Raw genomic sequence first — 23946 nt, forward strand, 5'->3', positions numbered from 1 at the left:
GGGTGTTCTGAATTATACACTTGCCCATTCGCCATGTGGGCGCGATATTGATCAACGGACGGGCCGCCGCTTATAGGGATCACATGAATTTCAAATCAAACCTCAATCATTTGGGTCCAGTTTCGTCTCGCTCCACTGTTGGCGATACTGTCTATCGTGCGCTGCGTGATGCGTTGACGGTTGGGCGATTTGATCCCAGTCAAGTGTTGACGATTTCTGCGATGTCGCAAGCGTTTCAAACCAGTCACATGCCGGTTCGTGAAGCTTTGCGGCGCTTGACCACTGAAGGTGCGTTGGAGGTTGGGTCTAGTGGCTCTGCTCGCGTGCCTGCGGTGGATCGTAAACGCTTGGACGATATAATAGAGGCACGTGTGCTTTTGGAGCGCAAGGCGACCATTCTGGCCGCAACTTTGGTGACAGAAGAGGCGGTGAATGAGTTGGCACGGCTGGCTCGCATACATTCCGAGGTCGCAAACCATCGCGATGCACATGACATGCTATTGAAAAACCGAGATTTTCATTTTGCTATCTATCGCGCATCTGGTTCGTTAGTCCTGCCATCATTGATTGAAACTCTTTGGCTTCAATATGGACCTTATATGAGGATGCTGTCGGACCAGCTCACCAAAAAATGGCGTGATGGGGACCATGAACCTTATGCCATTGGGCATATGAAAATTGTGGAAGCACTGCGCGACCATGATGCCGACCGCGCAGCGGATGAAGTGGAAGCGGATATTCGCCGCACCCAAAACCAACTACAAGCGGCGTTGCCGCGTGGGTTCTAAACTGCTCAAAGTTAGTCAGCACGCTTAAGCGCAGTAACCTCCAATTCAACCCGCATTTCTTCTTCGGCCAACTGTACTATTACAGTTGTGTTGGTAGGTCGTGGTTCACTAAAAGTTTCTCCTAATATTGTTGAAACCGGAATTATGTCATCGCGCGAAGTTAGAAACACACGCACGCGCACAATGTCTTGTAGGGTTGCGTTCGCCTGCGCCAAGGCCTCGGAGATATTTGCTAAGGCTTGTCGAGTTTGGTTCTCCGCGCCCTTTGGGATGTCTCCGGTTTTGAAATTGTAACCTACTGTTCCAGAAACAAAAATAAATTCTCCATCAACGATGGCGCGACTGTATCCCGCCAGTGTTTCGAACTTTGAACCTGATAATATGGCTCGTCTTACGTGGTTCGTCATTTTGATATCTTTCTACTTGCGCATTTGATCAAACTCAGAATAAGTTAATAAAATCAACACGGCAACGATTCATTTTTAGATTAAGCAGAGTACAATGCAAAAACTTGCAAGACGCATCACAGACACTTCTCCAAAAAGCTACGGAATGGTCGCAAAGGCCGCTGCCGTTGATCACACAAATCGTGACATCATCCATTTAGAGCTTGGTCGCCCGTACCATACCACTCCAACGCACATCATAGATGCTACGGTGAATGCTCTGCGCAGCGGTGAGGTGCATTACAGTGATCTTCCAGGGTTACCGAAGTTTCGGGAAGCAATTAGCGATAAGCTCAGCCGTTACAACGGGATTGACGTTAGCTTAGATGATATAATTGTGACCAACGGGCTAACCCAAGCCTCGTATGCTGCCTTTATGGCCCTGGTTGATGATGGGGACGAAGTTATTCTGGTCGAACCCTATTACCCGCAGCATTTAGGGAAGATTGAAATGGCTGGCGGCAAGCCAGTCATCGTCGCTCTCAACCCAGAAAATGACTATAAACTCGATGCCGAACAGATCGAAAAGGCAGTCACTCCTCGGACAAAAGCTATTGTGCTGGTTAATCCGTGTAACCCGACAGGGCGCGTTTATACTCGCGACGAGCTTTTGGGTGTGGCATCACTTGCACAGCGCCACGATCTGTATGTCATTGCGGATGAGGTCTATGATCAAATTGTATTTGATGGTGCGGAACATATAAGCATCGCGTCGCTGCCCGGTATGCAAGAACGCACTGTTTCGATGTATGCATTCACTAAATCCTTTGCCATGGATGGCTGGCGCCTCGGTTATCTAACAGCAGGGCCAGCGGTTTTGGGTGCGATTGCTAAGATTGTGGCAAGCGAAGTTACTCACGTAAATACGTTTATCCAATATGGCGGGATCGCTGCCTTGACCGGCCCAAGCGAGATTCTTGCCGAAATGGTTGATGACGATAAACGCAAGCGCGACTTGGTTGTTGCACGTCTAAACCAGATGCCTGGCGTTACATGCGCGTGTCCAGAGGGTACTATATATGCCTTTCCCAATATTTTCGGTACAGGCCTGCAAAGCCAAGAGGCAGCTGACCGCTTGTTGCAGGAGGCTGATGTCGTGGTGGAATCCGGTGCATTTTATGGGCAGGCTGGCGAGGGATTTTTGCGGGTTTGCTATGGTTCAGCAAGCTATGAGCGCATCGAAGCTGCAATGGACCGGATGCAAGTTTTTTTCAACAAACTGTGACTCTGTAAGTCATTGATATAAAATACTGCGGAAAACCGTGGAGCAAAAGTCCAAGAAAAAAGAGTAAAAACAAACAACAGAGAGAGAACTAACAGATGTCAATTCGCGCTATAACTGCCGTTGCTTTCCTTTTCGCAACAAGTGCCCAAGCAGAAACTGTTTGGGACATGCACATCAATTTTCCCACGGGAAATTTTGACACGCAAAATGCCATTAATTTTGCAGAAGCCGTTAAGGCCGAAACAAATGGCGAAGTTGTTATTAACGTTATGGCCGGAGGGTCGCTTGGGCTAAAAGGGCCTGAAGTGCTAGGGGCTGTTCGCGACGGAATCGTTCCGATTGCGCATTTTCATCTGGACACCGCTGTTGGTGATGAGCCGTTTTTTGGCATACAGGGGCAGCCTTACCTAACCCGTAGTTTTGACGACGCAGCGAAACTGGATGCCCTCGCTAAGCCAGTTTATGAGCAGATTGCCGAGCGCAACAATCAAAGAATTCTTTACTCGGTCTTTTGGCCCGGCGCGCAACTTTATACCAAAGCTCCAGTCGAGGAAGTTTCAGACCTTAAGTCGTTGAAAATCCGTACAGCGAACAAGTCGAGCACAGAGTTTCTAGCTGACGTTGGTGCAGCACCTGCCTTGATGCCTTGGGCAGATGCGTTGGTTGCGCTTGCTTCTGGTGGCCTTGACGGAATCGCAACTTCAGCCACATCAGGTGTGGACGGAAAGTTCTGGGAGTTTATGGACGCAGTAACAACGACTAGTTATGTGAACCCTACCGCAGTTGTTAGTGTCAATTTGGACAGCTTCAATAAACTGTCTGCGGAAAATCAACAGATCATTGCAGGCATCGCTGAACGTATGCAGCCAGAGTTTCGTAGCGTTGCCGAACTTGAAGACAGTGTTCGCCTGAAGGAACTTACTGATGCGGGTATGAATGTATCAGAACCAACTGAAGCGCTTTCGGCAGCACTTGAAGAAGCTGCCGAAAAACAATGGGATCACTTTGCCGACACCGCCGGTCCAGATGCTCGCCCAGTTCTTGATGCCTACTTAATCGAACGCAACTGATGCAACTCCGTTCCCTCAGCCGCGCGGTTAACGTCTGTTCAAAAATCGCTGAAACAACAGCAGCGTTACTGCTTTGGATGATTTTTCTCGTGTTGTTGGGGGAATTGTTGTCACGCAACCTTCTTTCTCGCTCTTTGGCGGGAAGTTGGGAGTTGGCGGCGTTTATGATGGCCGCAATGTTCTTTCTAGGACTTGCGCCAGCGCTTGTCGCAGGGAGCCATGTGCGTGTCACTATGCTTTCACGCCTTCTCGAAGGGCGATTGGCTTTACTCGTAGAAGCGGTAGTTTTGACCGTCGCTTTTGCGGTTAGTAGTTATGGCGCAACCGCACTTATAAACCTCGCCCTTACTTCACTGCAACGGGGATCACGTTCATGGGAGCTATCTGTCCCGATGGCATTGCCACAAGCTTTCGTGGCACTCGGTATGACATTGTTTGCCTGTACTTTCGCAGCCCAAATAGTCCTACTATTATTTGATAACAGTACGTTAAGTAAGAAAGAACACTGATGACTATTCTCGTTTCAACGCTCGTTGGTGTCTTTCTTGTCTTGTTGGCAAGTGGCGTGTGGATTGGCTTGTCGATGATGGCGACGGGAATTGTCGGGTTAGGTGTTTTTCGCGACCTTCCCGTGGATAAAATTCTCGGGCAAAGCTTATTTAACACGGTTAGTTCGACCGAACTTTTGGCTTTACCTCTCTTTATTTTAATGGCGGAGATGTTGTTTCGGACGCGATTGTCTGAGAACATGTTTTCCGGTCTTGCTCCATGGACAACTCGGCTCCCTGGCCGCTTACTTCATATCAACATAGTTGCGTCAACACTGTTTGCCGCTGTTTCTGGCTCTTCAGCGGCGACAACGGCGACTGTTGGGCGCATTACACTGACCGAACTTGAGAAGCGTGGGTATGATCGCGACATTGCGCTTGGATCGCTTGCAGGAGCAAGTACGATTGGATTTTTGATTCCACCTAGCCTACCCATGATCATTTATGGTGTGCTGGCAGAGGTTTCCATTTTGCAATTGTTTATAGCGGGTATTATTCCGGGATTGCTTCTGGCCTTTGGATTTAGCTTGATGACGATGGCACTTAGTATCTATCGCGGAACTTCCAAAGCAGGCGGAGAGTCCTATACACGCAAAGACAGACTCCAAAGTATCCGCAATTTGGGCCCTATAACGGCGTTAATTGTTTTGTTGATAGTCGGCCTCTACAGTGGCTTTGCCAGCCCAACAGAGGCGGCGGCCTTGGGTGTAGCTGGTGCTATGGGGCTTGCGGCATTATCAGGAGATTTGTCGTTTTCGACGCTACGTGCAGCGGCTGTTTCGACTGTTTACACCTCAAGCATGCTGGCTCTTATTACTAGTGGAGGCGCCTTCTTGTCTGTGGCGTTCAACTATCTGGGTATTCCCACCTTTGTGGTTGGTTTTGTTACGGATGCAAACCTATCGCCCGTAGGAGTGGTTTTGGTATTGCTTGTCCTTTACCTTTTCCTTGGGTGCATTCTTGACGGGATGTCGATGATTGTTGTTACTTTACCAATCACGTTGCCAGCCATTATTATGGCTGGATGGGATCCTCTTTGGTTTGGGATTTTTCTAGTCGTTACTATCGAAATGGCACAGCTTACGCCGCCCGTTGGTTTCAATCTTTTTGTTATTCAAGGCATTACGAAAGAACCAATGATGCGGATCGCCCGATCCGTCGTACCATATTTTGGCGTTTTGCTAATGCTGATGGCATTACTGATTGCTGTGCCAGACATTGTCCTATGGTTGCCTAGCAAGATCTAACAAGTCGGTTTAAGGAGAAGCCCGCTACTACCCCTAAAACTTGGGCCCAATACAAAGTGGCCAAAACATGGGGACGCTCGTCGGATTAAGCCCAAAGGCTATCCAAGCATGGTTTCAAAGTATCAATGAGCGGCAAAGGAAATTGTTAGGACAATTCTATGGTCGAGACGTTCTTCAAATCCATCAAGGCTGAGCTGATCTGGCGTAATCGATGGGAAACCAGACGCCAAGCAGAAGGAGCGATATTCCAGTATATCAATGATGGGGTGGATGCCCCACCCGGCGGCATCGCAATGTGCCAGAATGATAGCAGTTTAAACTGTCATACAAAGGAAGAGCATCCATGGAGAATGTTAGCATAGTAGGAATTGATTTAGCAAAACGGAGCTTCCAGCTGCACGGGGCTGCCACCGATGGTTCTGTTGTGTTTCGCAAGAAATTGTCGCGGCCTCAGCTTATTGCGTTCCTGAGTAAGCTTCCAAGGTGCGTTGTTGCGATGGAGGCTTGCGCTACGTCCCATTATTGGGGGCGTGAAATTGGCAGGCTTGGTCACGAGACGCGTCTAATCCCACCTGTTTACGTTAAGCCATTTGTGAAGCGTCAAAAGAACGACGCAAATGATGCAGAAGCCATCGCGGAGGCGGCATCGCGTCCGACGATGCGCTACGTCTTGGTGAAAAGCGCGGAACAGTAGGCGCAGGGTATGGTCTTTCGAACACGCGATTTGTTTGTCCGCCAACGCTCCCAGTTGGTAAACGCGTTGCGGGGCCATTTAGCAGAATACGGCGTCGTCGTCGCTCAAGGGATGGTTCAGTTTAGGCGCATGATAACCAGTTTTGATGAAGTTGCGCCTGACCTGCCGACTGAAATCTTAGACCTTTGCCAAGCATACATTGATCAGATCGCTTTTTTTGACGAGCGGATTATGGCGCTAGATCACGAAATCAAAGGCCGAGCAAAAACAGATGAAGCAACATCACGGCTCATGACGATCCCCGGGGTTGGGCCTATGTGTGCCACGACCATTCAAGCCTTCGCGCCACCAATGGAAGAATTTTCTAACGGACGTGAGTTTGCAGCTTGGTGCGGGCTTGTACCAAGGCAGAAGTCGACCGGTGGGCGACAAATCCTGGGTAGAACCTCAAAAATGGGGCAGCGTGATATTAGGCGATTGCTAATCACCGGTGCACTGGCCGTCATACGTTGGGCTATCCGGAAAGGTCCGCCACCTAGATCATGGCTTGCCAAGATGCTGGCACGCAAGCCTCGTATGCTGGTGGCGACCGCACTAGCAAACAAGCTTGCCCGAACTGCTTGGGCCTTAACAACCACAAAAGAGAACTATCGAATTCCACCGCTGGCTGCCTAAGCTTTGCACCATGCGTTGGAGTAAACCGGCAATGTGAGAAGGGCGAAGGAGAGTAAGGAACAACGGTCATAAGACGGGGTTGGGAAAACCAGATAGAAGCCAGGAGCCACGTGCTCGCATCAACGATTTGGACCTAATCCACGGACACCATACAGGCCAGCGGCGTGTGAAAGCTGCATATATAGGCCGGACACACGACTGCACTGATCACTTGTTCTAAGCAACCTGAAAAACTTCTTGCATTGAAAGGGGCATCCACACATGGCTTCTATAACCCGCGCCGTCGCCACTCATCGCTGGGCGGCAAAAGCCCCTTGGCTTTCGAGCGAAAGGCCGCATAAATGAGTTAGGAGACCGGAACCTAAGCGGGACAAGACCAAAGTCGACGACCCCCTCGGCCATGCCCGGGGAGCAAGTGACCGTAGCGCGCATTCAGCGCATCTCCCATCCCCGGGTTCAAACGTTCAGAGAGATCTCTGCCTGTTTGTGTTGTATTTTCCGTCATGGTGCTTCCTACTTTCGGTAATTCTTTACGTATCAGCGACTAAGACCCTGTCATTTGATATTCTGGGACATCTCGAAATTGGTGCACAAGGAAATCAATCAACGCACGGGTTTTCGGTGCGAGGTTGCGCTTTTCGGCGAACATAATCGCGATGTCAGTACTTGGCGGCGCGTATTCCGGCAAAACATGGATCAGGTCACCCGACTGGAACTTTCGGTCCGCCATGTAACAAGGTAGTCGCGCAATTCCGATCCCGGCAAGCGCTGCGCGATAAATAACGTCGGTGCTGTTTCCCTCGAAACGGCCTTTTGCTTCGAAGCCTTGGCCGTTGAAGGGGTCAGAGTCGTTCCAAGAATTCCGATTACTGTTTCCAGCAATCCTAAGACAATTGTGCTGTCTTAACTCTTCGAAATTTTTGGGGTTTCCCCTCCGTTCCAGATAGGTAGGTGAAGCACACAAGACCCGACGGCTTTGCATGATGCGACGAACCATGATGTCAGGGATTTTGCGCTGTTCGGCGAAACATATGGTGGCGTCAAAGCCCTCGCTCTGCAAATCGACAACGCGATCTGTGAGTTCCAAGGACACCTGAACATCAGGGTTTTCCTCGAGAAATGCAGGCAAAACTGGGATCAATTGAGACTTACCAAACGCAACACTTGATGCGATTTTGAGCATCCCACGCGGGATACCGTCCAAGTTCAGGATTAGCGCCTCAGCCTCCTTGTACTTTTCCGCCATGGCTTTGCACTTTTCGTAGAATTCCTGGCCTTCTTGCGTCGGTGAGACGCCTGTTCTGGTCCGATTAAGCAAACGGTAGTGAACCTGATCTTCAAGCAGACCAATTTGTTTACTGACCGCAGAGGGTGTCTGTCCAATCGTTCGTGCCGCAGCCGAAATGCTGCCGCGTTCGACAACAGTCGCAAAGGTCAACATCTGCGCAGAAATATCCATTATACATCACTTCCCTGTGCCTATCCGGAACAGGCCCTTTGCCAAATTGCCTAATTGTGAGCGCTACCAAATACTCGTATCTCTGCAATGCAGCATAAATACTGCATCGCAGCAATGAACGAGGACATATCATGGCAGTTACCCGATCAAACTCTGGGCTAGACGTCGTTTTGGATGCTGGCCGCACAATTTTTCATCAAAGGCGTGAACAGATCCGACAGGCGCTGGCCAAGCGTAAGGTCTATCGCGCCACGTTTTCAGAACTCGCGGCGCTCACGGACCGTGATCTGAGAGATCTGGGCATACCGCGCAGCAACATCAAGAGATTGGCTATGGAGGCCGTTTATGACTGTTAACTCACATACGGCTGGGCCTGAAGGCCGTCATGCCGTCACCGCTACAATCTCTTTGTCAAAGATGGCGCATGGCTTTGTTTCGATACTGGCGCCGATTGGGGCCAAAGCACATTCCGTACTGAAATCCCTTCAAATGGCCAGGATGCTGTCCACCCTCGCGAACATGAGCGACCATCAGCTTGCCCAGATTGGTATCCGGCGCTCTGACATACCCAAGTATGCAGAAACACTGATGGCTGAGGAATAAATAACAGGCCGATAGGTCTGAGAAATACACGAAAAGTGCTGGTTCTCGCTCCTCCCAGAGTAAGCCAGCACGAGCGGCGGCGGCAACAAAACCAACAGGGAGCGCCAATGCACAGGGCCAGCATCTTCACCTCCTCCCGAAGAAGCTGGCCCATACTTTTGGGCAGACGGGAGGCTCAAGCAATGCGTCTCAACAGATATCCTCAGGATATCCCGGTCGGTCGTCTCTATGCGGCCAATCAAGGCAAAATTCGGGATTACTTTCAACGTCTCGATATCCGTTCCCGTCGCGCGCGGTTTTGTGGAGCGGTCAGCGACGATAGACTCTTAGATTACGCCAGAACATCTTTAGTGGTGACAGCATTGTCTGTGGCGCTTCTGTCGACGGTCAATTGTGGGGAGCTGCCGTTCGCTGCACTTGCAAAGTTATTGCATTAGGTTGGCTATTAGCTGACCTGCCCCCCAAACACCAGATTCAGCCATAACTCGCGACCGACCCAATCTACCGATTTCGAAAAACGAGAGGCATGAAATTTAGTCAAATATTTAGTTTTACATTATTGAAGGAACAGCATGCTTTTGATCGAGATCAAGAGCCCAAACTGTTGGATGCTGCGCTCTGGTCGAATGCCTGCTTCACTAAAAAAGAAAACACTCTACCTCACCAGAGCAAGTAAGCGAATTACTGGCTTGAAGTTTGCGCTTTTTTGTAGTCCTCAACGACGGACATAAACCATTTCTGACATTCCGCTTCTAACGCTGCTGCGCTTTCTGCGCTTAGTAGAGCTTCGTCGTCATCGATGCCCATTTTTCGACACGGGGATAAAACGGTCACTCCCTCAAAGCGTGGCCAAATCGCGCGCGATCAAATAAGCGAAATAACCAACAGCGAGGAGTACCACCAAAACCGCCAATGCTGTCTTTTTAGGAAACGTCATTTTGGGTCGCGTATTTTTTTCCGTTCTCAGCCAGCGCACAAAGTCGATCAGCAGCTTGACGGCCCAAACAAGGACCACGGCCAACCCGATGAGCCCCATAGGCCCAGCAACGAATTTTAGCACCACGGACACAATCACAAATATCAAAAGTAAAGCCGCATTGGCGGGTATTTTTGATGGTTTCATATCTGAGGTCTCGTTCATCATTTGTCTTTCACTGTTGTTCGCATCGTTCAAAGTCAAGAAGGCTTAAGCGTACACAAATCACTCAGGATGAAAAATATGGCTCGAATGATCGTTAGAGTTTTTTAGAATACACCATGGAGGCCCTCGCCACTGTATTCAAACATCTTGCGCATCGCCCAACAACATGCTTTTGTGAAAATAATTTTTCACGGAGATACCATGCCGCCCAAAAAAAATGACACGTTTCTGGCGCGTATCAAAGGTAATCTCCACGAAATGCACCCTACGGAACGGCGGTTGGCAGATTTTCTTTTGAGTTTCCCTGGAGAACTTGCCAGCTATACCGCAACCGAACTCGCTCAACTTGCGGGGGTCTCAAACGCCACAGTCTCCCGTTTTATTAAAAAGCTAGGGTATGAAAGCTACGATGAGGCACGAAGACATGTGCGCACGGACCAAAAGACAGGTGCTGCAATTTACCTTTTGGGATCCAAGACCAAAAATCCTGACGAACTGATCAATGCTCATATCAACCAAGCGAAAGACAACATTGACCATACGTTTTCCATGACCAACCTAAAGGAAATTGATCAACTGGCAGAAACCATTTTGGCAGCCCGAAGAGTTTGGGTAATTGGTTTCAGAACAAGCTTTTCATTCGCCAATTACTTTCAGTGGCAAATTCTACAAGTGATAGAGGGTGTCAGTGTCATTCCGCAGCAGGGTGAAACTTTAGCGGAACACATCGCTGGTATATCTTCAGAGGACTGTGTGGTTTTCCTTGGGCTGCAAAGGCAGGTCAGTGGAAACATCCAATTGCTTAACCTGATCCAGAGTACTGGTGCGAGGACGGCGTTTATTTCCGATGGAAATGAGGAACGCAAAAAAGGATTGGACTGGCATTTTCACTGTCGAACGGCAGCGCCTGGACCACTCTTCAATCATGCTTCCTTGATCGCGTTGCTGCACCTTATTGCCGTGAGGGTGATCGAATTGGCGGGCCCAACTGGGCGCAAACGCTTGGCGATGATAGAATCGCTCCACGAGACTTTAGGCGACATTTAACTATTTCAGCTTATTTTCTTAGCCTGCCGCCACAAATTTGAGCGATTTTCGACAAAACTCCGCAAAACTACAGTTTTCAAAATTTGAATATTTGTTTGCCCTCGCGCGGTATATTTTTTTCATAAAGGCTGTAGATGAAAAGAATTTTCCACGCGCTGGATTTTTTTCACATCGATCATGGAAACAACAAGGAGAGAACGAAGATGTACATAACGGACATACGTTTCACTGGAGGGATGGCTTGGTTAGGAAAAAGTGTCCTGCGACCTGTCGCTATAACGGTTTCGGTGGTGGCATTCGCAGCTACATTGACTTCATCTGCCCTCGCGCAGGGTACGCTCAGGGTAGCAATTACAGCCTCAGATATTCCCTTGCCAAATGGTCAGACGGATCAAGGCGCGGAAGGTATGCGCTTTCTTGGATATCAGGTGTTTGAGGCGCTTGTAGCTTATGACCTCGCCTCTGCCGACAAGCCGGTGACTCTTATACCGGGTCTAGCGACGGAATGGTCCGTTAACCCTGACGACAAAACAAAATGGACCTTTACCCTGCGAGACGGTGTTGAATTTCATGACGGGTCGGCATTTGATGCCAATGCAGTCATTTGGAATTTGGACAAGCTCCTAAACCAGGACGCGCCCCAATTCGATCCACGCCAATCCGCGCAAGGCAAGGGCCGCATTCCTACGGTCGTCAGCTATGAAGCCATTGACAACAAGACTGTCGAAATAACAACCGCGTCACCAGATGCGCTGTTCCCTTTTCAGATCGCTTGGATCGTTATGTCGAGCCCAGCACAATGGGAGGCTGTGGGCAGCTGGGATGCTTTTCTGAATGCGGCATCGGGCACCGGACCGTTCACGGTTGAAGAATATGTGCCTCGCGAACGCGCTGTTCTGGTACGCAACGATAACTACTGGAATCCGGATCGCACGCCAAAACTGGACAAGGTAATCCTTTTGCCAGTTGCCGATTCTTCTGCGCGCGTTGCAGCATTGCGTTCTGGGCAGGTTGATTGGATAGAAGCTCCGCCATCCGACGCTCTCGACAGTATGACTGGCGCTGGCTTCAATGTTGTTTCGAATGTTTACCCACATGTATGGCCATGGCATCTGTCTATGCTTGAAGGGTCGCCGTGGCGCGATGAGCGCATTCGCAAGGCCGCAAATCTGGCGATTGACCGTGAAGGTATGAAAGTTCTGCTGGGCGGCCTGATGGCACCGGCACAAGGTATGGTTCCCGCAAGCAGCGATTGGTTTGGCGAACCGGAGTTCAAAGTGACCTATGATGTGGAAGCTGCGCGCGCGTTGATGGCCGAGGCCGGATATTCCAAAGAGAATCCTGTCAGTGTTAAGGCGATCATTTCGCCATCGGGTGGCGGTCAGATGCAGCCCATTCTGATGAATGAACTCATCCAGCAAAACCTAGCTGAAATTGGCATCGACGTGGAATTTGATGTCCGCGACTGGAATGCTTTATTGGCTAATTGGCGGGCGGGTGCAAAAGACCCGACGACTGATGGCGCGCATTCGACAAACAGTTCATATTTTAGCCAAGATCCCTTTACCTCGCTAATGCGTCACGTCGATAGTCGTCTCGAAGCGCCAAAAGGTACGAATTGGGGTTACTATGAAAACGCCGAAGTCGATGAGTTGATCGATACGATCCGTGGCGAATTCGATCAAGAAAAGCAACTTGAAGCGATCCAAAGTTTGCATGAACACTATGTGGATAATGCGTTGTTCCTATTCGTTGCACATGACGTGCAACCAAGGGTTCTGGCACCAAATGTCAAGGGATTTGTCCCGGCGCAGAACTGGTTCCAAGACCTTACTTCCACGTATATCGATTAATGCAGTGATCAAAAAGGAGACTGCAATTGCTGTCCTACATTCTTAAAAGAATTGCATACGCAATTCCAGTCTCTTTCGCTGTAAGTTTGATCTGCTTTTCGTTGGTTCAACTGGCACCAGGCGACCCTCTTGCCCTGGTGCTACCCACAGACGCAACGCAAGAAATGATCAACGCAACAAAAGCGCGCTATGGACTAGATAAGCCGCTATCGGTTCAATATGGCTACTGGCTTTGGAACGTACTTCAGGGCGATTTTGGCACCTCAATCTCGACAGGTCGTTCGGTCGCATCGGAAATTGGCAACGCGATAGGGTATTCGCTGGCACTCGCAGGATTGGCGTCGCTGATCGGGTTTACCGTCGGTACTGGATTAGGTTTGATCGCCGGATACCAAGTGGGCTCTCCGGTTGATAAAGTCGCATCTGCTATCTCAATCTCGGGTGTCTCTATTCCAAACTATTGGCTTGGCATTGTTCTTGTCGTGATCTTCTCGGTCAATCTGAACCTGTTCCCGTCAATGGGGGCAGGTACAGGAAGCGACATGACCTTGCTAGAACGGCTGAGATTTATGGTTTTACCCGCTGTGACCTTGGCCGCCGCACCCGCTGGGATCGTAACACGTTCTGTACGCGCGCTCGTCGCCGAGAAACTGAGCATGGAATTTGTAAACGCGCTGCGAGCGAAGGGTCTGACAGAACCACAGATCTTCGCTCATGTGGTCAAAAATGCGGCTCCAACCGCACTGGCCGTTATTGGCGTCCAGATGGGGTATCTAATGGCCGGGTCTATTCTAGTGGAAACGGTGTTTTCTTGGCCTGGTACTGGCTTGCTGCTGAATGGAGCGATCCTTCAGCGCGATATTCCTTTATTGCAAGGCACAATACTTGTTCTCGCAATGTTTTTTGTCAGCCTGAACCTATTGGTTGATATCATCCAACCTCTGCTTGACCCAAGGATCCGTCGCTCATGATCGAAACAGCTGAAAACTTTGATGTGCCGAGCGAAATCGTCATCATCTCTAAAGGTTACTGGTCATCTGTCTTGCGCAGATTGCTGAAAGACAAAGTGTCGGTTTGCTGCATGATTGCTCTTGGGGTCATAATTTTAGCGACAATCTTCGCCCCGCTGCTGACACAATACGACCCCGCCGTCGGAACCGTTGTCAAAAGGCTTAAACCTGTGGGGACGGAAGGCTACATTCTGGGTACTGATGAACTTGGGCGCGATATGGTCACCCGATTGCTATATGGCGGGCGGATGTCTTTGTTGATGGGTATTCTGCCTGTAATTTTTGCCCTGCTCGTTGGTGGGACCTTGGGCACCTTTGCGGGGTACACTGGCGGATGGACCAACGCAATTATCATGCGGTCAACAGACGTCGTCTTTGCTTTTCCATCCGTGCTTTTGGCAGTGGCTATTGCGGGCGCATTGGGGGCTGGCTTCACCAACGCGCTTGTTGCCCTGACCGTTGTTTTGATCCCGCCAGTTGTGCGTATCACTGAAAGCGCTACGACACAGGTACGTTCCCTTGATTTCGTCGAAGCGGCACAGGCAAGCGGTGCTGGTAGTTTCACCATCATTCGGGTGCATATACTGGGCAATATCCTTGGGCCGGTCCTTGTCTACGCTTCCAGCCTGTTGTCTGTCGCTATCATCATGGCGGCGGGTCTTTCTTTCATCGGTTTGGGGGCAAAACCGCCGACCCCAGAGTGGGGTTTGATGCTGAACACATTGCGCGGAGCAATTTATAGCCAGCCTCTGATCGCGGCTCTTCCCGGTGTGATGATCTTTATTGTCTCACTCAGTTTCAATCTGCTGTCCGATGGGCTGCGCAGCGCGATGGATGTCCAATGAGAACGTCAGAAAAAATAGATCTTCAAGTGCCCATTCTTTCCGCCGAAGGTCTGTCAAAAACCTTCCAAGTGCGTGGAAGTGGTTTTTTGGAAAAGCCAAAGCAGGTTCACGCCGTGTCTGAATTTTCCTTTACTCTGGCCAAGGGGGCTACCCTTGGCATCGTTGGGGAAAGCGGTTGTGGCAAGTCCACAACAGCGCGGTTATTGATGAATCTGATTGAACCAGATGCCGGTGTCATCCAGCTGGAAGGCAAAGTTGTTGGCAAAAGTCGCGCAGAGTTGAATGCTTTTCGGCGCGATGTGCAAATGGTGTTTCAAGATAGCTCTGCGTCTTTAAATCCCCGTCTAACCATCGAGCAATCCATCATGTTCGGCCCCGTTGTGCACGGCGTGGAGAAAACGGTTGCCAAAGAAGCTGCCCACGCTCTTCTTGCCAAGGTGGGACTAGAACCGCGCCGGTTCGCTAACCGCTATCCACACGAGGTGTCCGGCGGTCAACGACAGCGGATCAACATCGCTCGCGCATTGGCGCTAAAACCCAAAGTGGTGATCTTTGACGAAGCTGTATCGGCCCTAGATAAATCTATCGAAGCTCAAGTCCTGAACTTGCTTATGGATCTGAAAGAAGAACTCAAGCTAAGCTATATCTTCATTTCGCATGACCTTAACGTAGTGCGATATATCAGTGATCAGGTGCTGGTGATGTATCTTGGCAAAATCATCGAGTTCGGTCGCGCTGCGGATGTCTATGAGTGCCCCAGTCATCCATACACAAAGGCCCTGCTTGCTTCGATGCCCAGCTCTGATCCGAATTTCCGCACTCTGGAACCGCCTATCTTTGGTGATCCACCCAGCCCCATTGACCTGCCACTCGGGTGCGGATTTGGTCCTCGCTGCAAGTTCCAATCGGATGTTTGTATTGCATGGTTTCCTCAGCGCACAGACCTGACAGGGCATCACTCTGTCGCATGCCATCTATCGGACGCCACCTCTGGGCATCCTCAATCTGGAGAAAAGGTGCTCTGATGTCTAAAACAATATTGGAAGCAAAAAATCTGACGGTGCAATTTAAAACCGATCAGGGAATGATAACGGCGGTCGACAATATCGACATTCACCTTGAGAAGGGCCAAGTCCTTGGATTATTGGGTGAATCTGGCAGCGGTAAAAGTGTAACCCTGCGTTCGATCTTACGCATTCTACCGCAACATAAAACAGAGATTTCCGGTCAGGTTACAGTTGGCGACAAAGACGTCCTATCGTTACGCGGCAAGGCACTTGCCAATTATCGGGGCGGCGAAGTGGCCATGATCTTTCAAGAGCCAGCCACAGCTTTCGACCCAGTGTTCACTATAGGATATCAAATTGCAGAAACCGTCATGCGCCATATGGGCGTAAGTCGAAAGGACGCAAATGCCCGCGCACTTGAGATGCTTGACTTAGTAAAAATTCCATCAGCGAAATCGCGTTTGGGAAATTACCCTCACGAGATGTCGGGGGGATGCGCCAACGCGCAATGATTGCGCTGGCTTTGTCCTGTTCTCCGAAGCTTCTCCTCGCGGATGAACCGACGACAGCGCTGGATGCGACGGTCCAAATTCAGATCATTCTACTGCTGCGAGAACTACAGCAGGAACTGGGAATGGCTACCATTTTTGTAACCCACGATGTTGGCGTTGCCGCGGAGATATCTGACCGAGTTGTGGTTATGTATGGTGGGCGTATCGTCGAGCGAGGCGATGCGTCCGTAGTGTTGCGAAGGCCCCGCCATCCCTACACCAATGGTTTGCTGTCATCGACTGTTCATGGGGTCGCTCCAGGCAGTAAAATTGACGCTATTCCAGGTATGCCGCCAGATCTTGCCGCGATGCCGCCGGGATGCGCATTTTCCCCGCGCTGCAAGCATGCAACGGCCGACTGCATGGCCGCACCTCCCCAGTTGTCTTTGGTGACACAATCCCATGAAATCGCCTGCACAATCAAACCAGAGCTTAAAGCAATATGAGGAAATCCATTCGCATAGTTCTGCTAAACCCAAATTCAAATTCCGCGACCACCGATTCTATGCTTGAGATAGCAAAACGGGCCGCCCCTCCAGAGGTATGGATCGAGGCTCAAACAATGGAATATGGACCGTCATTCATAGCGAATGAAACGGCTTTAGCTGAAGCTGCCAAGTTGGTAGTGCAAGCAGGAATTGCGGCAGACCGCGAAGGTGTGGATGGTATCCTTGTTGCTGGGTTTGGTGATCCTGGCCTCACCGAGCTGCGCAAAGCCGTAAATATTCCGGTTACTGGAATTGCAGAGGCTGGCATGGCGAAAGCTGCTGAAGGCGGGCGCAAATTTTCAATTATCACCACGACACCGGACCTTAAACAATCGATTGAACGCACAGCGTTCCGATACGGATACACAAATCGACTGGTGGCTGTGCATATTACAATCGGTGACACAAACACTGTGATGGGTAACAAAAACATGATGTCAAAGGCTCTTTTGCAAATTGCGCATCAAAGCGCCCAGAATGACGGCGTCGATGCAATTCTAATCGGTGGCGGACCATTGGCATCTTCCGCTGATCAAATCGCGAGTGAAAGTTCACTACCTATTATCGAACCAGTTCTCGAAGGCATTCTGCTGTCAATATCACGCGTTCTTGGCAGTAAAAATACCAAGCCTGAAGGGAGCGAATTTTAGAAAGCGACGCCATCGCAGAAGGCGTGAATGGATCATGTAATTAATATGGACCACGCCGAGTTCCTTGGAGGCCGATTAACCTTAGTTACGTGACTAGGTCTGGTTTTGCCAGTCCGCCGCACAATCTCGCGTATCGGCATCTTGTCTCTCAAGCCCCACCGTCGAATGATATATGCAATTTCAGCTTGTCACGAACTTCAGCTTCAATAAGCTGCTCAAAAATATAATCCTAGACTAGAAACTGAGTTCGCTTGGGAATGGTGTCTAGCTACCGCCAAAGTCGTGGCACATCATGTTGGAGAAATAAATGGAATTCGCAACCTTTGATCTTCAGGGATTCGAAAAAGCAGGTTTATCTCAGCGAAAAATACTTGCCGCGCAGTTGGACAAGATCTGCCGAGACAGCGGGTTCCTCGTTTTGACTGGGCACGGCGTTCCGGAAAACTATATTACGGATATGCAGAATGCAGTGCAAGAATTCTTCAAGCAAGCACCCGATGACAAACAAAAAGTGAAAGCACCCTACGCTGGTTATCCCTATGGTTATCTGGGGCCAAATAGCGAGGCGCTAGCCAAGTCAAAGGGCGTAGATACGCCACCAGATCTGAAGGAGAGTTTCAACGGTGGGCCGCAAGAAGTGCCCCATGGTATCGTCGATCCTGAGGCATTGGAATTTTGCTATGTCCCAACGATATGGCCAGACCTAGACGGTTTCAAACCCGCGTGGCAAACTTATTATGGCGAGATGGAACGTCTAGCCTCGCGGATTATGGTGGCATTTGCAGTCGCGTTGAACCTGCCCGACGGCTTCTTCGAAGATTACATCAATCATCCGATTTCCGGTTTGCGGGCGTTGAATTATCCTGCAACAGATGAGATTTCGTTGCTGAATCAACAACGAGCAGGTGCGCACACTGACTATGGGTCACTTACGATCTTGCTGCCGCAAGCTGAAAGCCAAGGTCTACAAGTTGCTTTGCCGGATGGGGGCTGGTTTGATGTACCGACACCCGAAGGTGCGTTTGTAATCAATATTGGTGATCTAATGGCGCGATGGACTGTCGACCGTTGGGTCAGCACATTGCACCGTGTCGTCGCAAAGCCATATCAACCCGCTCGGCAATCATTGGCATTTTTTCATCAACCCAATTGGGACTCCGTGATTGCCCCCCTAGATGGCTCTAAAAAATACGAAAACGTTTTGTCAGGGCCGTATTTGATGGAAAAATTCAAAAGCACCGGATCTTAGATGCATCACAATGCATAAATCCAACAGAAGAGAGGCGGCCTGTTTTTCAGGGAGCCCTAGAAGTTGAGAGAATGGCTGAACACTCCAAACAACATGCAATGCGACACCGAGATACAACAACGTAAGAGGTGCCAATACGAAGCACCAAGTCGTCGTCTTTCGGACAACATCCGCAAACGAGTGACCAATCGAAATGCCGTTTTTCCCGCGTTTTTTCAACATACGTCCCGCCTTATTCATCTACCCAACAACAACTAAATGTAATGTTATAATGCGAAATGAGGCTAGGATATATAGCCCTAGTTTCCTTCAACCCTCATGCACTTGGGCCTCCTTAGTGGCACCAATATGGACCTCCCAAAAACGACCGTTTGTGAGAAGCCGCCTTCAATAATACATTAGGCAATTCCTTAGCATTTTTCCATTCAAGTCGTTATCAAATGAATCTGATAGTCATTTTGACAAAGGGGGCAGGGATTTGGATCAAAAACTAGGGGTATGTCTTACCAGTTGCGGCGTCCTTCTCGGCACCATGGCGCAGGCAGATTGTCCTGTAGGACAAGAAGCCTTCACGTCGTGTCAGATTGAGGGGCGCAACACCGAAGTCTTTGTTTGTTTTGATGATCAGGTCGCAACCTATCGCTACGGGCCAATTGGTGGAACGCCTGATCTGCTTTTGTCGGATACCGTGACGCATGTGGATTTTGAGGCGTGGTCTGGTCTGGGCAAAGCGATCAGTGAGACCGTCACGTTTTACAACGGCGATTTTAGCTATGAGGTTGGTGGAGGATTTGATCGGCCCTTTTCGGAAGAGGAGATGGAGCTTGGTCCTCGACGCTTTGGTTGGATCGACGTTGCTCAGGACGGTCAAAGCCTTAGCAGGCTCGAATGCATCCCCGACACAGTGGGCTATGGGTGGGGCGGTGGAATTTATGATGCCAAAGTGGTGGCTGGTCTGGTCTGGGACGACTATTCCAAAACATGGATGGGAGATGTTGTGACCCAAACCCCCATTTTGCTTTCGGACGACGAGGGCGGGTGTTTAGTGGGACCCGAATTTAGGCTTGGCGGTGTCGCCATGGGTGACCCTGTGGCGACGCTGCATAAACTCGGATCACCCGAAGTAAGCGGTGTGTTTTTGCCTGATGGCCGCGAGATAGACCGTGTGACAGCGATGGGCATGGATATTGATATCCTGAATAACCTCGTGATCGGGATGACTGCCACGGATCAAATATGGGACATGCCTTCGGGATTGCGTGTTGGTCTAACGCGGGGCGAGGTCATTGCGATTTTGGGCCGTGTGCCTGGCGGTGCGAGACCTGACGCGGATGTATTCAACGCCATCGTTTGCTCGGAAGCGCCGCAAGATGTCGCAAACTGGTATGCCGCGATTGCATTTGGGCCAGACAAGCGTGTGCAGAGCATCAAGTTCATAAGTCTAGCGCCGTGATTTCATACGCTTGCAAGGGTGAGCCTGCTACGCATTAAATACGACTGCGAACAATGCCTGAGGGAGGGCCGTGGCTCGTTCGTCAGGATCATTATGTAGAAATGGTTATATGTGGTGACAGCCAAGTCAGTCACTGCTTATAATAACCTATCCATCAAGTTTTTTGAAACGAGAAAAGTCGATGAGAACTAGGGTTTCGATCTTTCCCGTTTTTGCATTCTGTATTGTGGCAACCGATGTCTCTGCGGATTGCGCACAAGGGATGATACCCTTTTCGTCTTGTGAAATTGTTGGTCGATCCACTTCCTTAAATATTTGCCACGATGATTTCACAGTGAGCTACCGTTATGGAACACGGGGCAAAGTTCCTGAACTCTATCTGTCAGAACCTATTGCAACAGTTGATTATCGCCCTTGGGACGGCGATGCCCTTATAGGGTCGATCACCTTCCGCAATGGTGCATACGCTTATGAGGTCGTGAGTGGTTTCAACTCGGAATTTTCTGACGAGGGATTGAGCCATTTTGGCTGGGTCACCGTGTCATATAATGGTGAAGAGTTGTCTAAACTTGAATGCGTCCAAACGTCAGTGGAGTCCGTCTATGGTTCAGATGTCTATGACCTAAAGGTCGCTGCTGGCCTTCGTTGGGATGGTGAGGAAACTGGATGGGTAGCTGTGTCTGGTTCTAATTGATCAACAACATAGCCGAAATCAGAAACTTCAATCGGACAACTGAAGCATCAAGCTGACTGACATCCAGAACAACACGAGACGAGCCCGTCAGGTCCCTCACAGACTATCGTTCGGCACCGCAACATGCCAATCTAAATATTACACACTCACAAGCCACCAGGATCAATCTGATGGTCATTTTACATGCATGGTGAGGATGACATTTGGATCGTTCTAGCAGTTTCATCAAAAACAGATCGAATTCAAAGCACTAATAATCGCGAACCTAACCATTTGGCCAAAGTGTGAGGTATCCATCAGACGCCTGTTCTCCGCTAACCTGTAAGCGACAGTTTAATATTGGGTAGTTATCATTATCATTTTTGAAGAGGCAAAAAAGTTCTCTGTCGCCGATTTCACCCGCTAGAGGTGCTGCAAGTTCACTTTGGTTGTCGTTTAGCACCAGCCAGCCATTTCCAAATAACTCTGTGTGGAGTTCAAGGCGTTCGTTGTTTTCAGTGGCGACAACCGTTCCAGCAATAAGGTTACCCGCCACCCGTCCGATCATTGAATATTCTCCAACGAAGTACTGCAAAGGCGGCATTTGCTCCGCTCTCAATGGCGGGCCCGTCAATGTCCAGATTAAGGCCGTCGAAAGAAACGATAATTGCTTTCCGCGTCTCAATGTTAATGGAAAATCAATCATTTATACGAAACCTCTAAGGGCAATTTTTCGGCAGATAAGGACTACGGACAGGGTCGATAGGCTCGAAACGTATCCACATTTTTGACCAGTTGTATTGATCTGTTCGCCCATCCACGACAAGGATGGCATGGAACTCCCAAATGTAACTGTCCCATGGTCTCAGCCTGGTCGATGCGACTTGGGGGAGGCGCATTTCCCATATGGAGGTTAATTCGGTGTCGTACTCAATGGGGTTCGGCACAAGAATGCACATTTTATTGGTATATCTATCCGCCCCGCGAAGGGAATACATGCCTATCGCTGAGGCCCACGACCAGATTGCGAGCAGAGAAAGAACCACTAATCCCGTTCCACGGTACCTTTTTGGGGTTTGTCTGGGGTCCAAAATAGTTCTGACCAAAAAGAGGTAACCCATGCCGCCCAAGACAAAGAAAAACGTAATTCCCGCATCCACGGTCGATCTTTCGGTCACTCTTATCAAAATTAAGAGCAAGCCACCGATCAGAACCGCGAAGGCTAGCGCAGAAGTCGCCTTTGCCGGCCAACCGCGTTCTCCAAGTGACTTTTGGGCCAGATGGGCTGCAATTAGTCCAAGGATGCAGCCAGCCACAACAAATACGGCCCATTTATCTGGCGATGTTGGAAACCAACTACTAACCCAAAACATGAGTACAAGGAACGACGGTAAAGCTTTCAAATTATTCTGTTTCCCGTGCTAGGCCCCGAAGAGCAGATCAATACAAGTGTTCAAATCACTGTTTTCAAACGGATAGCAATGGCAAACCTAACCCAGCAATAAGCCAGCACCACTCTAATAGGATGGGCTTGCAAAATTGATACTTTGAACACGCTTATCATGCCCAAACTCAATCAAGATACTCCATTCATCATCGGCATCCACTTTTTCGGAACAGACGTGTGTAGCAAATGTATCCGACGTGGCTGTATATCCATTTGGCACCCGTCCAAGGATGCGGATCACTTCCCCACGAGTCATCCCAACCCTTATGGGCCAGGCTTGCTGGCTTGATTGAAGCTAACGAGAACTCCGATAACGACCGTTTTTGAACGGTTCCCTGAAAGCCGACATTTGCGCAGAAAAACCGTAGGGCGGCAAAGTCCGCTCTGCCGGCCTCGGTGCTCTGCGCAGCGAATGGCTCATCTCATAAGCAGGTATGCGCAAGCATCAAAACCCCCATAGGGCTTCCCCTGAATGGCCCCTAATATCGCAGCGCTTTGCACCATCCACGCAAAGCGACGACGTCAGTTGGCCAGATATCAATGCAGCATCGGTCGGCTCTCAAGGACTTCCGCACGGCGCAGTATACGTACGACATCTCGCAAGCTGGTATTAGCGTTTGCTTTTTGCATCTCGTTGCCGATGACCTGCTCAATGGCGTCCGCCGACGCCTTTGTCAGTCCCAATTCGTCTGCTTTCCGCACGGCGAACCTTTGCAGCTGGGCACATGAGATTTTGGGTAAATTAATGACCACGCATCTGCTCAGAAGGGGGGCAGGAATGCGGGACGCGTCGTTGGCAGTCAGAACCCAAGAGATGTGGGACATGTCGATTTTGGTGCGATAGTAAGGGCATTCCCAAGCCGCAGAGGTTGCCGGTTCTAAGAGACTTAGCAAACTATTTGCAAAAGAATGATTGGCCCCATTTGTAGACGTGCCAGATTGTGCTTTGCAGATTTCGTCGACCACCATTAATGGATTACCCACCTGATGCTGAAGGATCGTTTCGAGCGGCCGCCCAGCTTGCGCCGAGGACCAACCACGTTCCGTTCCTGCAATACTGAAGCCGACGCCGCCAAGGCTGGCATCAATTTCACATCGTGGGATGTGCAGAAGTTCGGAGAGGCGGCGTGCCCAAACGGACTTCCCGATCCCTGGAGGGCCATTCAAAATAAGCGGTGGGATTCTGATAACTCCCCCTGTTGCGGCGCCGCGCTGGAGGGCATGCCAAACTTCAATGGTGGCCGGCGCCATCCACGGCATCTCAGCATGCAAAGTTGCAATAAGTTCGTCGACCCAATGCTCACCTTCCAACGTGAGTAACTTTACGCTTGTAAATAAAGGGCGCAGGCGGATGATTTCTTCGTCTTTCAAGTGCGCCAAGCCAGACGCGGCCCTCATGCGCTGAATGATTTTGTTTACGCGCTGTTCAATACGGCGGGTGTCCTGCCATGTGAGTTCGACGCCGCTAGATTGCTCAAGGGGCATGCCCCCGATATCGTCAGATCCGAGATCGCGAGATTGTTCATCGTCACCGACAGAAACAGCCGCAAGTTTGTCGGTGCGGAGTTTCACAAGATGATCCGCGAAGCGTTGAATGAGCGCGATTCCGTCGATTTCTGGATATGTCGCGTGAATGAGTTTGGTGGTTTTCATAGCAATAGCCTTCTCTGGGACAGAAAAGGACCGGCGGGAGTTCGGTTGAGGTATTGAGAAATTACAAGCGATCAAAGGCCGGCCCTAGATGGGTCAGATCAATGAAAATCGTATGAGTTTTGTA

The 23946-nt window shown here is 50.0% G+C and carries 23 protein-coding genes and 3 pseudogenes; 20 read left to right on the plus strand and 6 right to left on the minus strand.

Features of this window, described 5'->3' with window-relative positions:
• The first annotated feature begins 83 nt into the window (after nucleotides 1–83).
• On the plus strand, nucleotides 84–788 hold the full coding sequence (locus tag RC74_RS06995; protein WP_052275075.1) for a GntR family transcriptional regulator: 705 nt from the start codon (nucleotides 84–86) through the stop codon (nucleotides 786–788).
• Between the two features lie 11 nt (nucleotides 789–799).
• Here RC74_RS06995 and RC74_RS07000 read toward each other — a convergent pair whose 3' ends face one another.
• Nucleotides 800–1195, minus strand: coding sequence for a RidA family protein (locus RC74_RS07000; RefSeq protein WP_039003997.1), 396 nt, complete (start codon nucleotides 1193–1195; stop codon nucleotides 800–802).
• Nucleotides 1196–1289: 94 nt separating this feature from the next.
• Here RC74_RS07000 and RC74_RS07005 point away from each other — a divergent pair, with 94 nt between their 5' ends.
• The 6 genes and pseudogenes from RC74_RS07005 to RC74_RS07030 all read left to right on the plus strand — a co-directional run bounded on the left by RC74_RS07005 (nucleotide 1290) and on the right by RC74_RS07030 (nucleotide 6693).
• Complete coding sequence (locus RC74_RS07005) at nucleotides 1290–2459, plus strand: pyridoxal phosphate-dependent aminotransferase (protein WP_039003998.1); 1170 nt, start codon at nucleotides 1290–1292, stop codon at nucleotides 2457–2459.
• A 95-nt stretch (nucleotides 2460–2554) separates the two neighbouring features.
• Nucleotides 2555–3529, plus strand: a complete 975-nt coding sequence (locus RC74_RS07010) for a TRAP transporter substrate-binding protein (RefSeq protein ID WP_039003999.1) — start codon at nucleotides 2555–2557, stop codon at nucleotides 3527–3529.
• Nucleotides 3529–4038 (plus strand): TRAP transporter small permease, encoded by a 510-nt coding sequence (locus RC74_RS07015; protein ID WP_052275076.1) that lies wholly within the window; start codon nucleotides 3529–3531, stop codon nucleotides 4036–4038. Before RC74_RS07010 ends, RC74_RS07015 begins: the two co-directional genes overlap by 1 nt.
• Nucleotides 4038–5324 carry a TRAP transporter large permease gene (locus tag RC74_RS07020; RefSeq protein WP_039004000.1) on the plus strand — a complete coding sequence of 429 codons (1287 nt, stop codon included), beginning with the start codon at nucleotides 4038–4040 and terminating at the stop codon, nucleotides 5322–5324. The genes RC74_RS07015 and RC74_RS07020 overlap by 1 nt, the downstream gene beginning before the upstream one ends.
• A gap of 98 nt (nucleotides 5325–5422) precedes the next feature.
• A pseudogene (locus tag RC74_RS07025) lies at nucleotides 5423–5584 on the plus strand (IS3 family transposase); the annotation flags it as partial.
• An 83-nt stretch (nucleotides 5585–5667) separates the two neighbouring features.
• A pseudogene (locus RC74_RS07030) lies at nucleotides 5668–6693 on the plus strand (IS110 family RNA-guided transposase).
• 544 nt (nucleotides 6694–7237) lie between these two features.
• On the opposite strand, the gene RC74_RS07035 reads toward RC74_RS07030, so the two are convergent.
• Nucleotides 7238–8152 (minus strand): LysR family transcriptional regulator, encoded by a 915-nt coding sequence (locus RC74_RS07035; RefSeq protein ID WP_062628163.1) that lies wholly within the window; start codon nucleotides 8150–8152, stop codon nucleotides 7238–7240.
• A gap of 131 nt (nucleotides 8153–8283) precedes the next feature.
• Here RC74_RS07035 and RC74_RS07040 point away from each other — a divergent pair, with 131 nt between their 5' ends.
• The gene (locus RC74_RS07040) at nucleotides 8284–8508 is read left to right on the plus strand and encodes a DUF1127 domain-containing protein (RefSeq protein WP_062628164.1); all 225 of its coding nucleotides are present in this window, start codon (nucleotides 8284–8286) and stop codon (nucleotides 8506–8508) included.
• On the plus strand, nucleotides 8498–8755 hold the full coding sequence (locus RC74_RS07045) for a DUF1127 domain-containing protein (RefSeq protein ID WP_236939978.1): 258 nt from the start codon (nucleotides 8498–8500) through the stop codon (nucleotides 8753–8755). The genes RC74_RS07040 and RC74_RS07045 overlap by 11 nt, the downstream gene beginning before the upstream one ends.
• 838 nt (nucleotides 8756–9593) lie before the next feature.
• Here the strand turns inward: RC74_RS07045 and RC74_RS07050 are convergent.
• Nucleotides 9594–9878 carry a hypothetical protein gene (locus tag RC74_RS07050; RefSeq protein ID WP_156477424.1) on the minus strand — a complete coding sequence of 95 codons (285 nt, stop codon included), beginning with the start codon at nucleotides 9876–9878 and terminating at the stop codon, nucleotides 9594–9596.
• Nucleotides 9879–10097: 219 nt separating this feature from the next.
• Between RC74_RS07050 and RC74_RS07055 the strand changes: the two genes are divergently transcribed.
• The 11 genes and pseudogenes from RC74_RS07055 (at nucleotide 10098) to RC74_RS07100 (ending at nucleotide 20743) form a co-directional block, all read left to right on the plus strand.
• The gene (locus RC74_RS07055; protein WP_039004200.1) at nucleotides 10098–10943 is read left to right on the plus strand and encodes a MurR/RpiR family transcriptional regulator; all 846 of its coding nucleotides are present in this window, start codon (nucleotides 10098–10100) and stop codon (nucleotides 10941–10943) included.
• Between the two features lie 236 nt (nucleotides 10944–11179).
• Nucleotides 11180–12796, plus strand: a complete 1617-nt coding sequence (locus RC74_RS07060; protein ID WP_156477425.1) for an ABC transporter substrate-binding protein — start codon at nucleotides 11180–11182, stop codon at nucleotides 12794–12796.
• A gap of 86 nt (nucleotides 12797–12882) precedes the next feature.
• Nucleotides 12883–13767 (plus strand): ABC transporter permease, encoded by an 885-nt coding sequence (locus tag RC74_RS07065; RefSeq protein WP_335339591.1) that lies wholly within the window; start codon nucleotides 12883–12885, stop codon nucleotides 13765–13767.
• Nucleotides 13764–14651 carry an ABC transporter permease gene (locus RC74_RS07070; RefSeq protein WP_039004196.1) on the plus strand — a complete coding sequence of 296 codons (888 nt, stop codon included), beginning with the start codon at nucleotides 13764–13766 and terminating at the stop codon, nucleotides 14649–14651. The genes RC74_RS07065 and RC74_RS07070 overlap by 4 nt, the downstream gene beginning before the upstream one ends.
• Nucleotides 14648–15676, plus strand: a complete 1029-nt coding sequence (locus tag RC74_RS07075; RefSeq protein WP_039004197.1) for an ABC transporter ATP-binding protein — start codon at nucleotides 14648–14650, stop codon at nucleotides 15674–15676. Before RC74_RS07070 ends, RC74_RS07075 begins: the two co-directional genes overlap by 4 nt.
• A gap of 59 nt (nucleotides 15677–15735) precedes the next feature.
• Nucleotides 15736–16166 (plus strand): annotated as a pseudogene (locus tag RC74_RS22895) (ATP-binding cassette domain-containing protein); the annotation flags it as partial.
• Nucleotides 16167–16358: 192 nt separating this feature from the next.
• The gene (locus tag RC74_RS23505; protein ID WP_335339592.1) at nucleotides 16359–16655 is read left to right on the plus strand and encodes an oligopeptide/dipeptide ABC transporter ATP-binding protein; all 297 of its coding nucleotides are present in this window, start codon (nucleotides 16359–16361) and stop codon (nucleotides 16653–16655) included.
• 59 nt (nucleotides 16656–16714) lie between these two features.
• Entirely contained in the window at nucleotides 16715–17347 is a 633-nt protein-coding gene (locus RC74_RS07085; protein WP_169798718.1) for an aspartate/glutamate racemase family protein, read from the plus strand.
• A 307-nt stretch (nucleotides 17348–17654) separates the two neighbouring features.
• Nucleotides 17655–18596, plus strand: a complete 942-nt coding sequence (locus RC74_RS07090) for an isopenicillin N synthase family dioxygenase (RefSeq protein ID WP_062628165.1) — start codon at nucleotides 17655–17657, stop codon at nucleotides 18594–18596.
• Between the two features lie 478 nt (nucleotides 18597–19074).
• Complete coding sequence (locus RC74_RS07095) at nucleotides 19075–20049, plus strand: hypothetical protein (RefSeq protein ID WP_062628166.1); 975 nt, start codon at nucleotides 19075–19077, stop codon at nucleotides 20047–20049.
• 181 nt (nucleotides 20050–20230) lie between these two features.
• Nucleotides 20231–20743, plus strand: a complete 513-nt coding sequence (locus RC74_RS07100; protein WP_039002287.1) for a hypothetical protein — start codon at nucleotides 20231–20233, stop codon at nucleotides 20741–20743.
• Nucleotides 20744–21008: 265 nt separating this feature from the next.
• Here the strand turns inward: RC74_RS07100 and RC74_RS07105 are convergent, their stop codons facing one another.
• The 3 genes from RC74_RS07105 to RC74_RS07120 all read right to left on the minus strand — a co-directional run bounded on the left by RC74_RS07105 (nucleotide 21009) and on the right by RC74_RS07120 (nucleotide 23822).
• A complete protein-coding gene (locus RC74_RS07105; protein WP_156477426.1) occupies nucleotides 21009–21428 on the minus strand; it encodes a hypothetical protein in 420 nt (139 codons plus the stop codon).
• A gap of 811 nt (nucleotides 21429–22239) precedes the next feature.
• Complete coding sequence (locus RC74_RS07115) at nucleotides 22240–22425, minus strand: hypothetical protein (RefSeq protein ID WP_039002284.1); 186 nt, start codon at nucleotides 22423–22425, stop codon at nucleotides 22240–22242.
• A 281-nt stretch (nucleotides 22426–22706) separates the two neighbouring features.
• Nucleotides 22707–23822, minus strand: coding sequence for an AAA family ATPase (locus tag RC74_RS07120; RefSeq protein ID WP_062628168.1), 1116 nt, complete (start codon nucleotides 23820–23822; stop codon nucleotides 22707–22709).
• Nucleotides 23823–23946: the final 124 nt, after the last annotated feature.

Source organism: Falsihalocynthiibacter arcticus (genome assembly GCF_000812665.2).
In the GTDB taxonomy this organism is placed as follows: Bacteria; Pseudomonadota; Alphaproteobacteria; order Rhodobacterales; family Rhodobacteraceae; genus Falsihalocynthiibacter; species Falsihalocynthiibacter arcticus.

Coding starts and splice junctions, on each gene's coding strand:
- RC74_RS07105 (WP_156477426.1), bottom strand. CDS start 21,428: ATGATTGATTTTCCATTAACATTGAGACGCGGAAAGCAATTATCGTTT.
- RC74_RS06995 (WP_052275075.1), top strand. CDS start 84: ATGAATTTCAAATCAAACCTCAATCATTTGGGTCCAGTTTCGTCTCGC.
- RC74_RS07120 (WP_062628168.1), bottom strand. CDS start 23,822: ATGAAAACCACCAAACTCATTCACGCGACATATCCAGAAATCGACGGA.
- RC74_RS07015 (WP_052275076.1), top strand. CDS start 3,529: ATGCAACTCCGTTCCCTCAGCCGCGCGGTTAACGTCTGTTCAAAAATC.
- RC74_RS07045 (WP_236939978.1), top strand. CDS start 8,498: ATGACTGTTAACTCACATACGGCTGGGCCTGAAGGCCGTCATGCCGTC.
- RC74_RS07090 (WP_062628165.1), top strand. CDS start 17,655: ATGGAATTCGCAACCTTTGATCTTCAGGGATTCGAAAAAGCAGGTTTA.
- RC74_RS07100 (WP_039002287.1), top strand. CDS start 20,231: ATGAGAACTAGGGTTTCGATCTTTCCCGTTTTTGCATTCTGTATTGTG.
- RC74_RS07075 (WP_039004197.1), top strand. CDS start 14,648: ATGAGAACGTCAGAAAAAATAGATCTTCAAGTGCCCATTCTTTCCGCC.
- RC74_RS07035 (WP_062628163.1), bottom strand. CDS start 8,152: ATGGATATTTCTGCGCAGATGTTGACCTTTGCGACTGTTGTCGAACGC.
- RC74_RS07085 (WP_169798718.1), top strand. CDS start 16,715: ATGCTTGAGATAGCAAAACGGGCCGCCCCTCCAGAGGTATGGATCGAG.
- RC74_RS07010 (WP_039003999.1), top strand. CDS start 2,555: ATGTCAATTCGCGCTATAACTGCCGTTGCTTTCCTTTTCGCAACAAGT.
- RC74_RS07005 (WP_039003998.1), top strand. CDS start 1,290: ATGCAAAAACTTGCAAGACGCATCACAGACACTTCTCCAAAAAGCTAC.
- RC74_RS23505 (WP_335339592.1), top strand. CDS start 16,359: ATGTATGGTGGGCGTATCGTCGAGCGAGGCGATGCGTCCGTAGTGTTG.
- RC74_RS07115 (WP_039002284.1), bottom strand. CDS start 22,425: ATGACTCGTGGGGAAGTGATCCGCATCCTTGGACGGGTGCCAAATGGA.
- RC74_RS07000 (WP_039003997.1), bottom strand. CDS start 1,195: ATGACGAACCACGTAAGACGAGCCATATTATCAGGTTCAAAGTTCGAA.
- RC74_RS07050 (WP_156477424.1), bottom strand. CDS start 9,878: ATGAAACCATCAAAAATACCCGCCAATGCGGCTTTACTTTTGATATTT.
- RC74_RS07040 (WP_062628164.1), top strand. CDS start 8,284: ATGGCAGTTACCCGATCAAACTCTGGGCTAGACGTCGTTTTGGATGCT.
- RC74_RS07060 (WP_156477425.1), top strand. CDS start 11,180: ATGGCTTGGTTAGGAAAAAGTGTCCTGCGACCTGTCGCTATAACGGTT.
- RC74_RS07055 (WP_039004200.1), top strand. CDS start 10,098: ATGCCGCCCAAAAAAAATGACACGTTTCTGGCGCGTATCAAAGGTAAT.
- RC74_RS07020 (WP_039004000.1), top strand. CDS start 4,038: ATGACTATTCTCGTTTCAACGCTCGTTGGTGTCTTTCTTGTCTTGTTG.
- RC74_RS07070 (WP_039004196.1), top strand. CDS start 13,764: ATGATCGAAACAGCTGAAAACTTTGATGTGCCGAGCGAAATCGTCATC.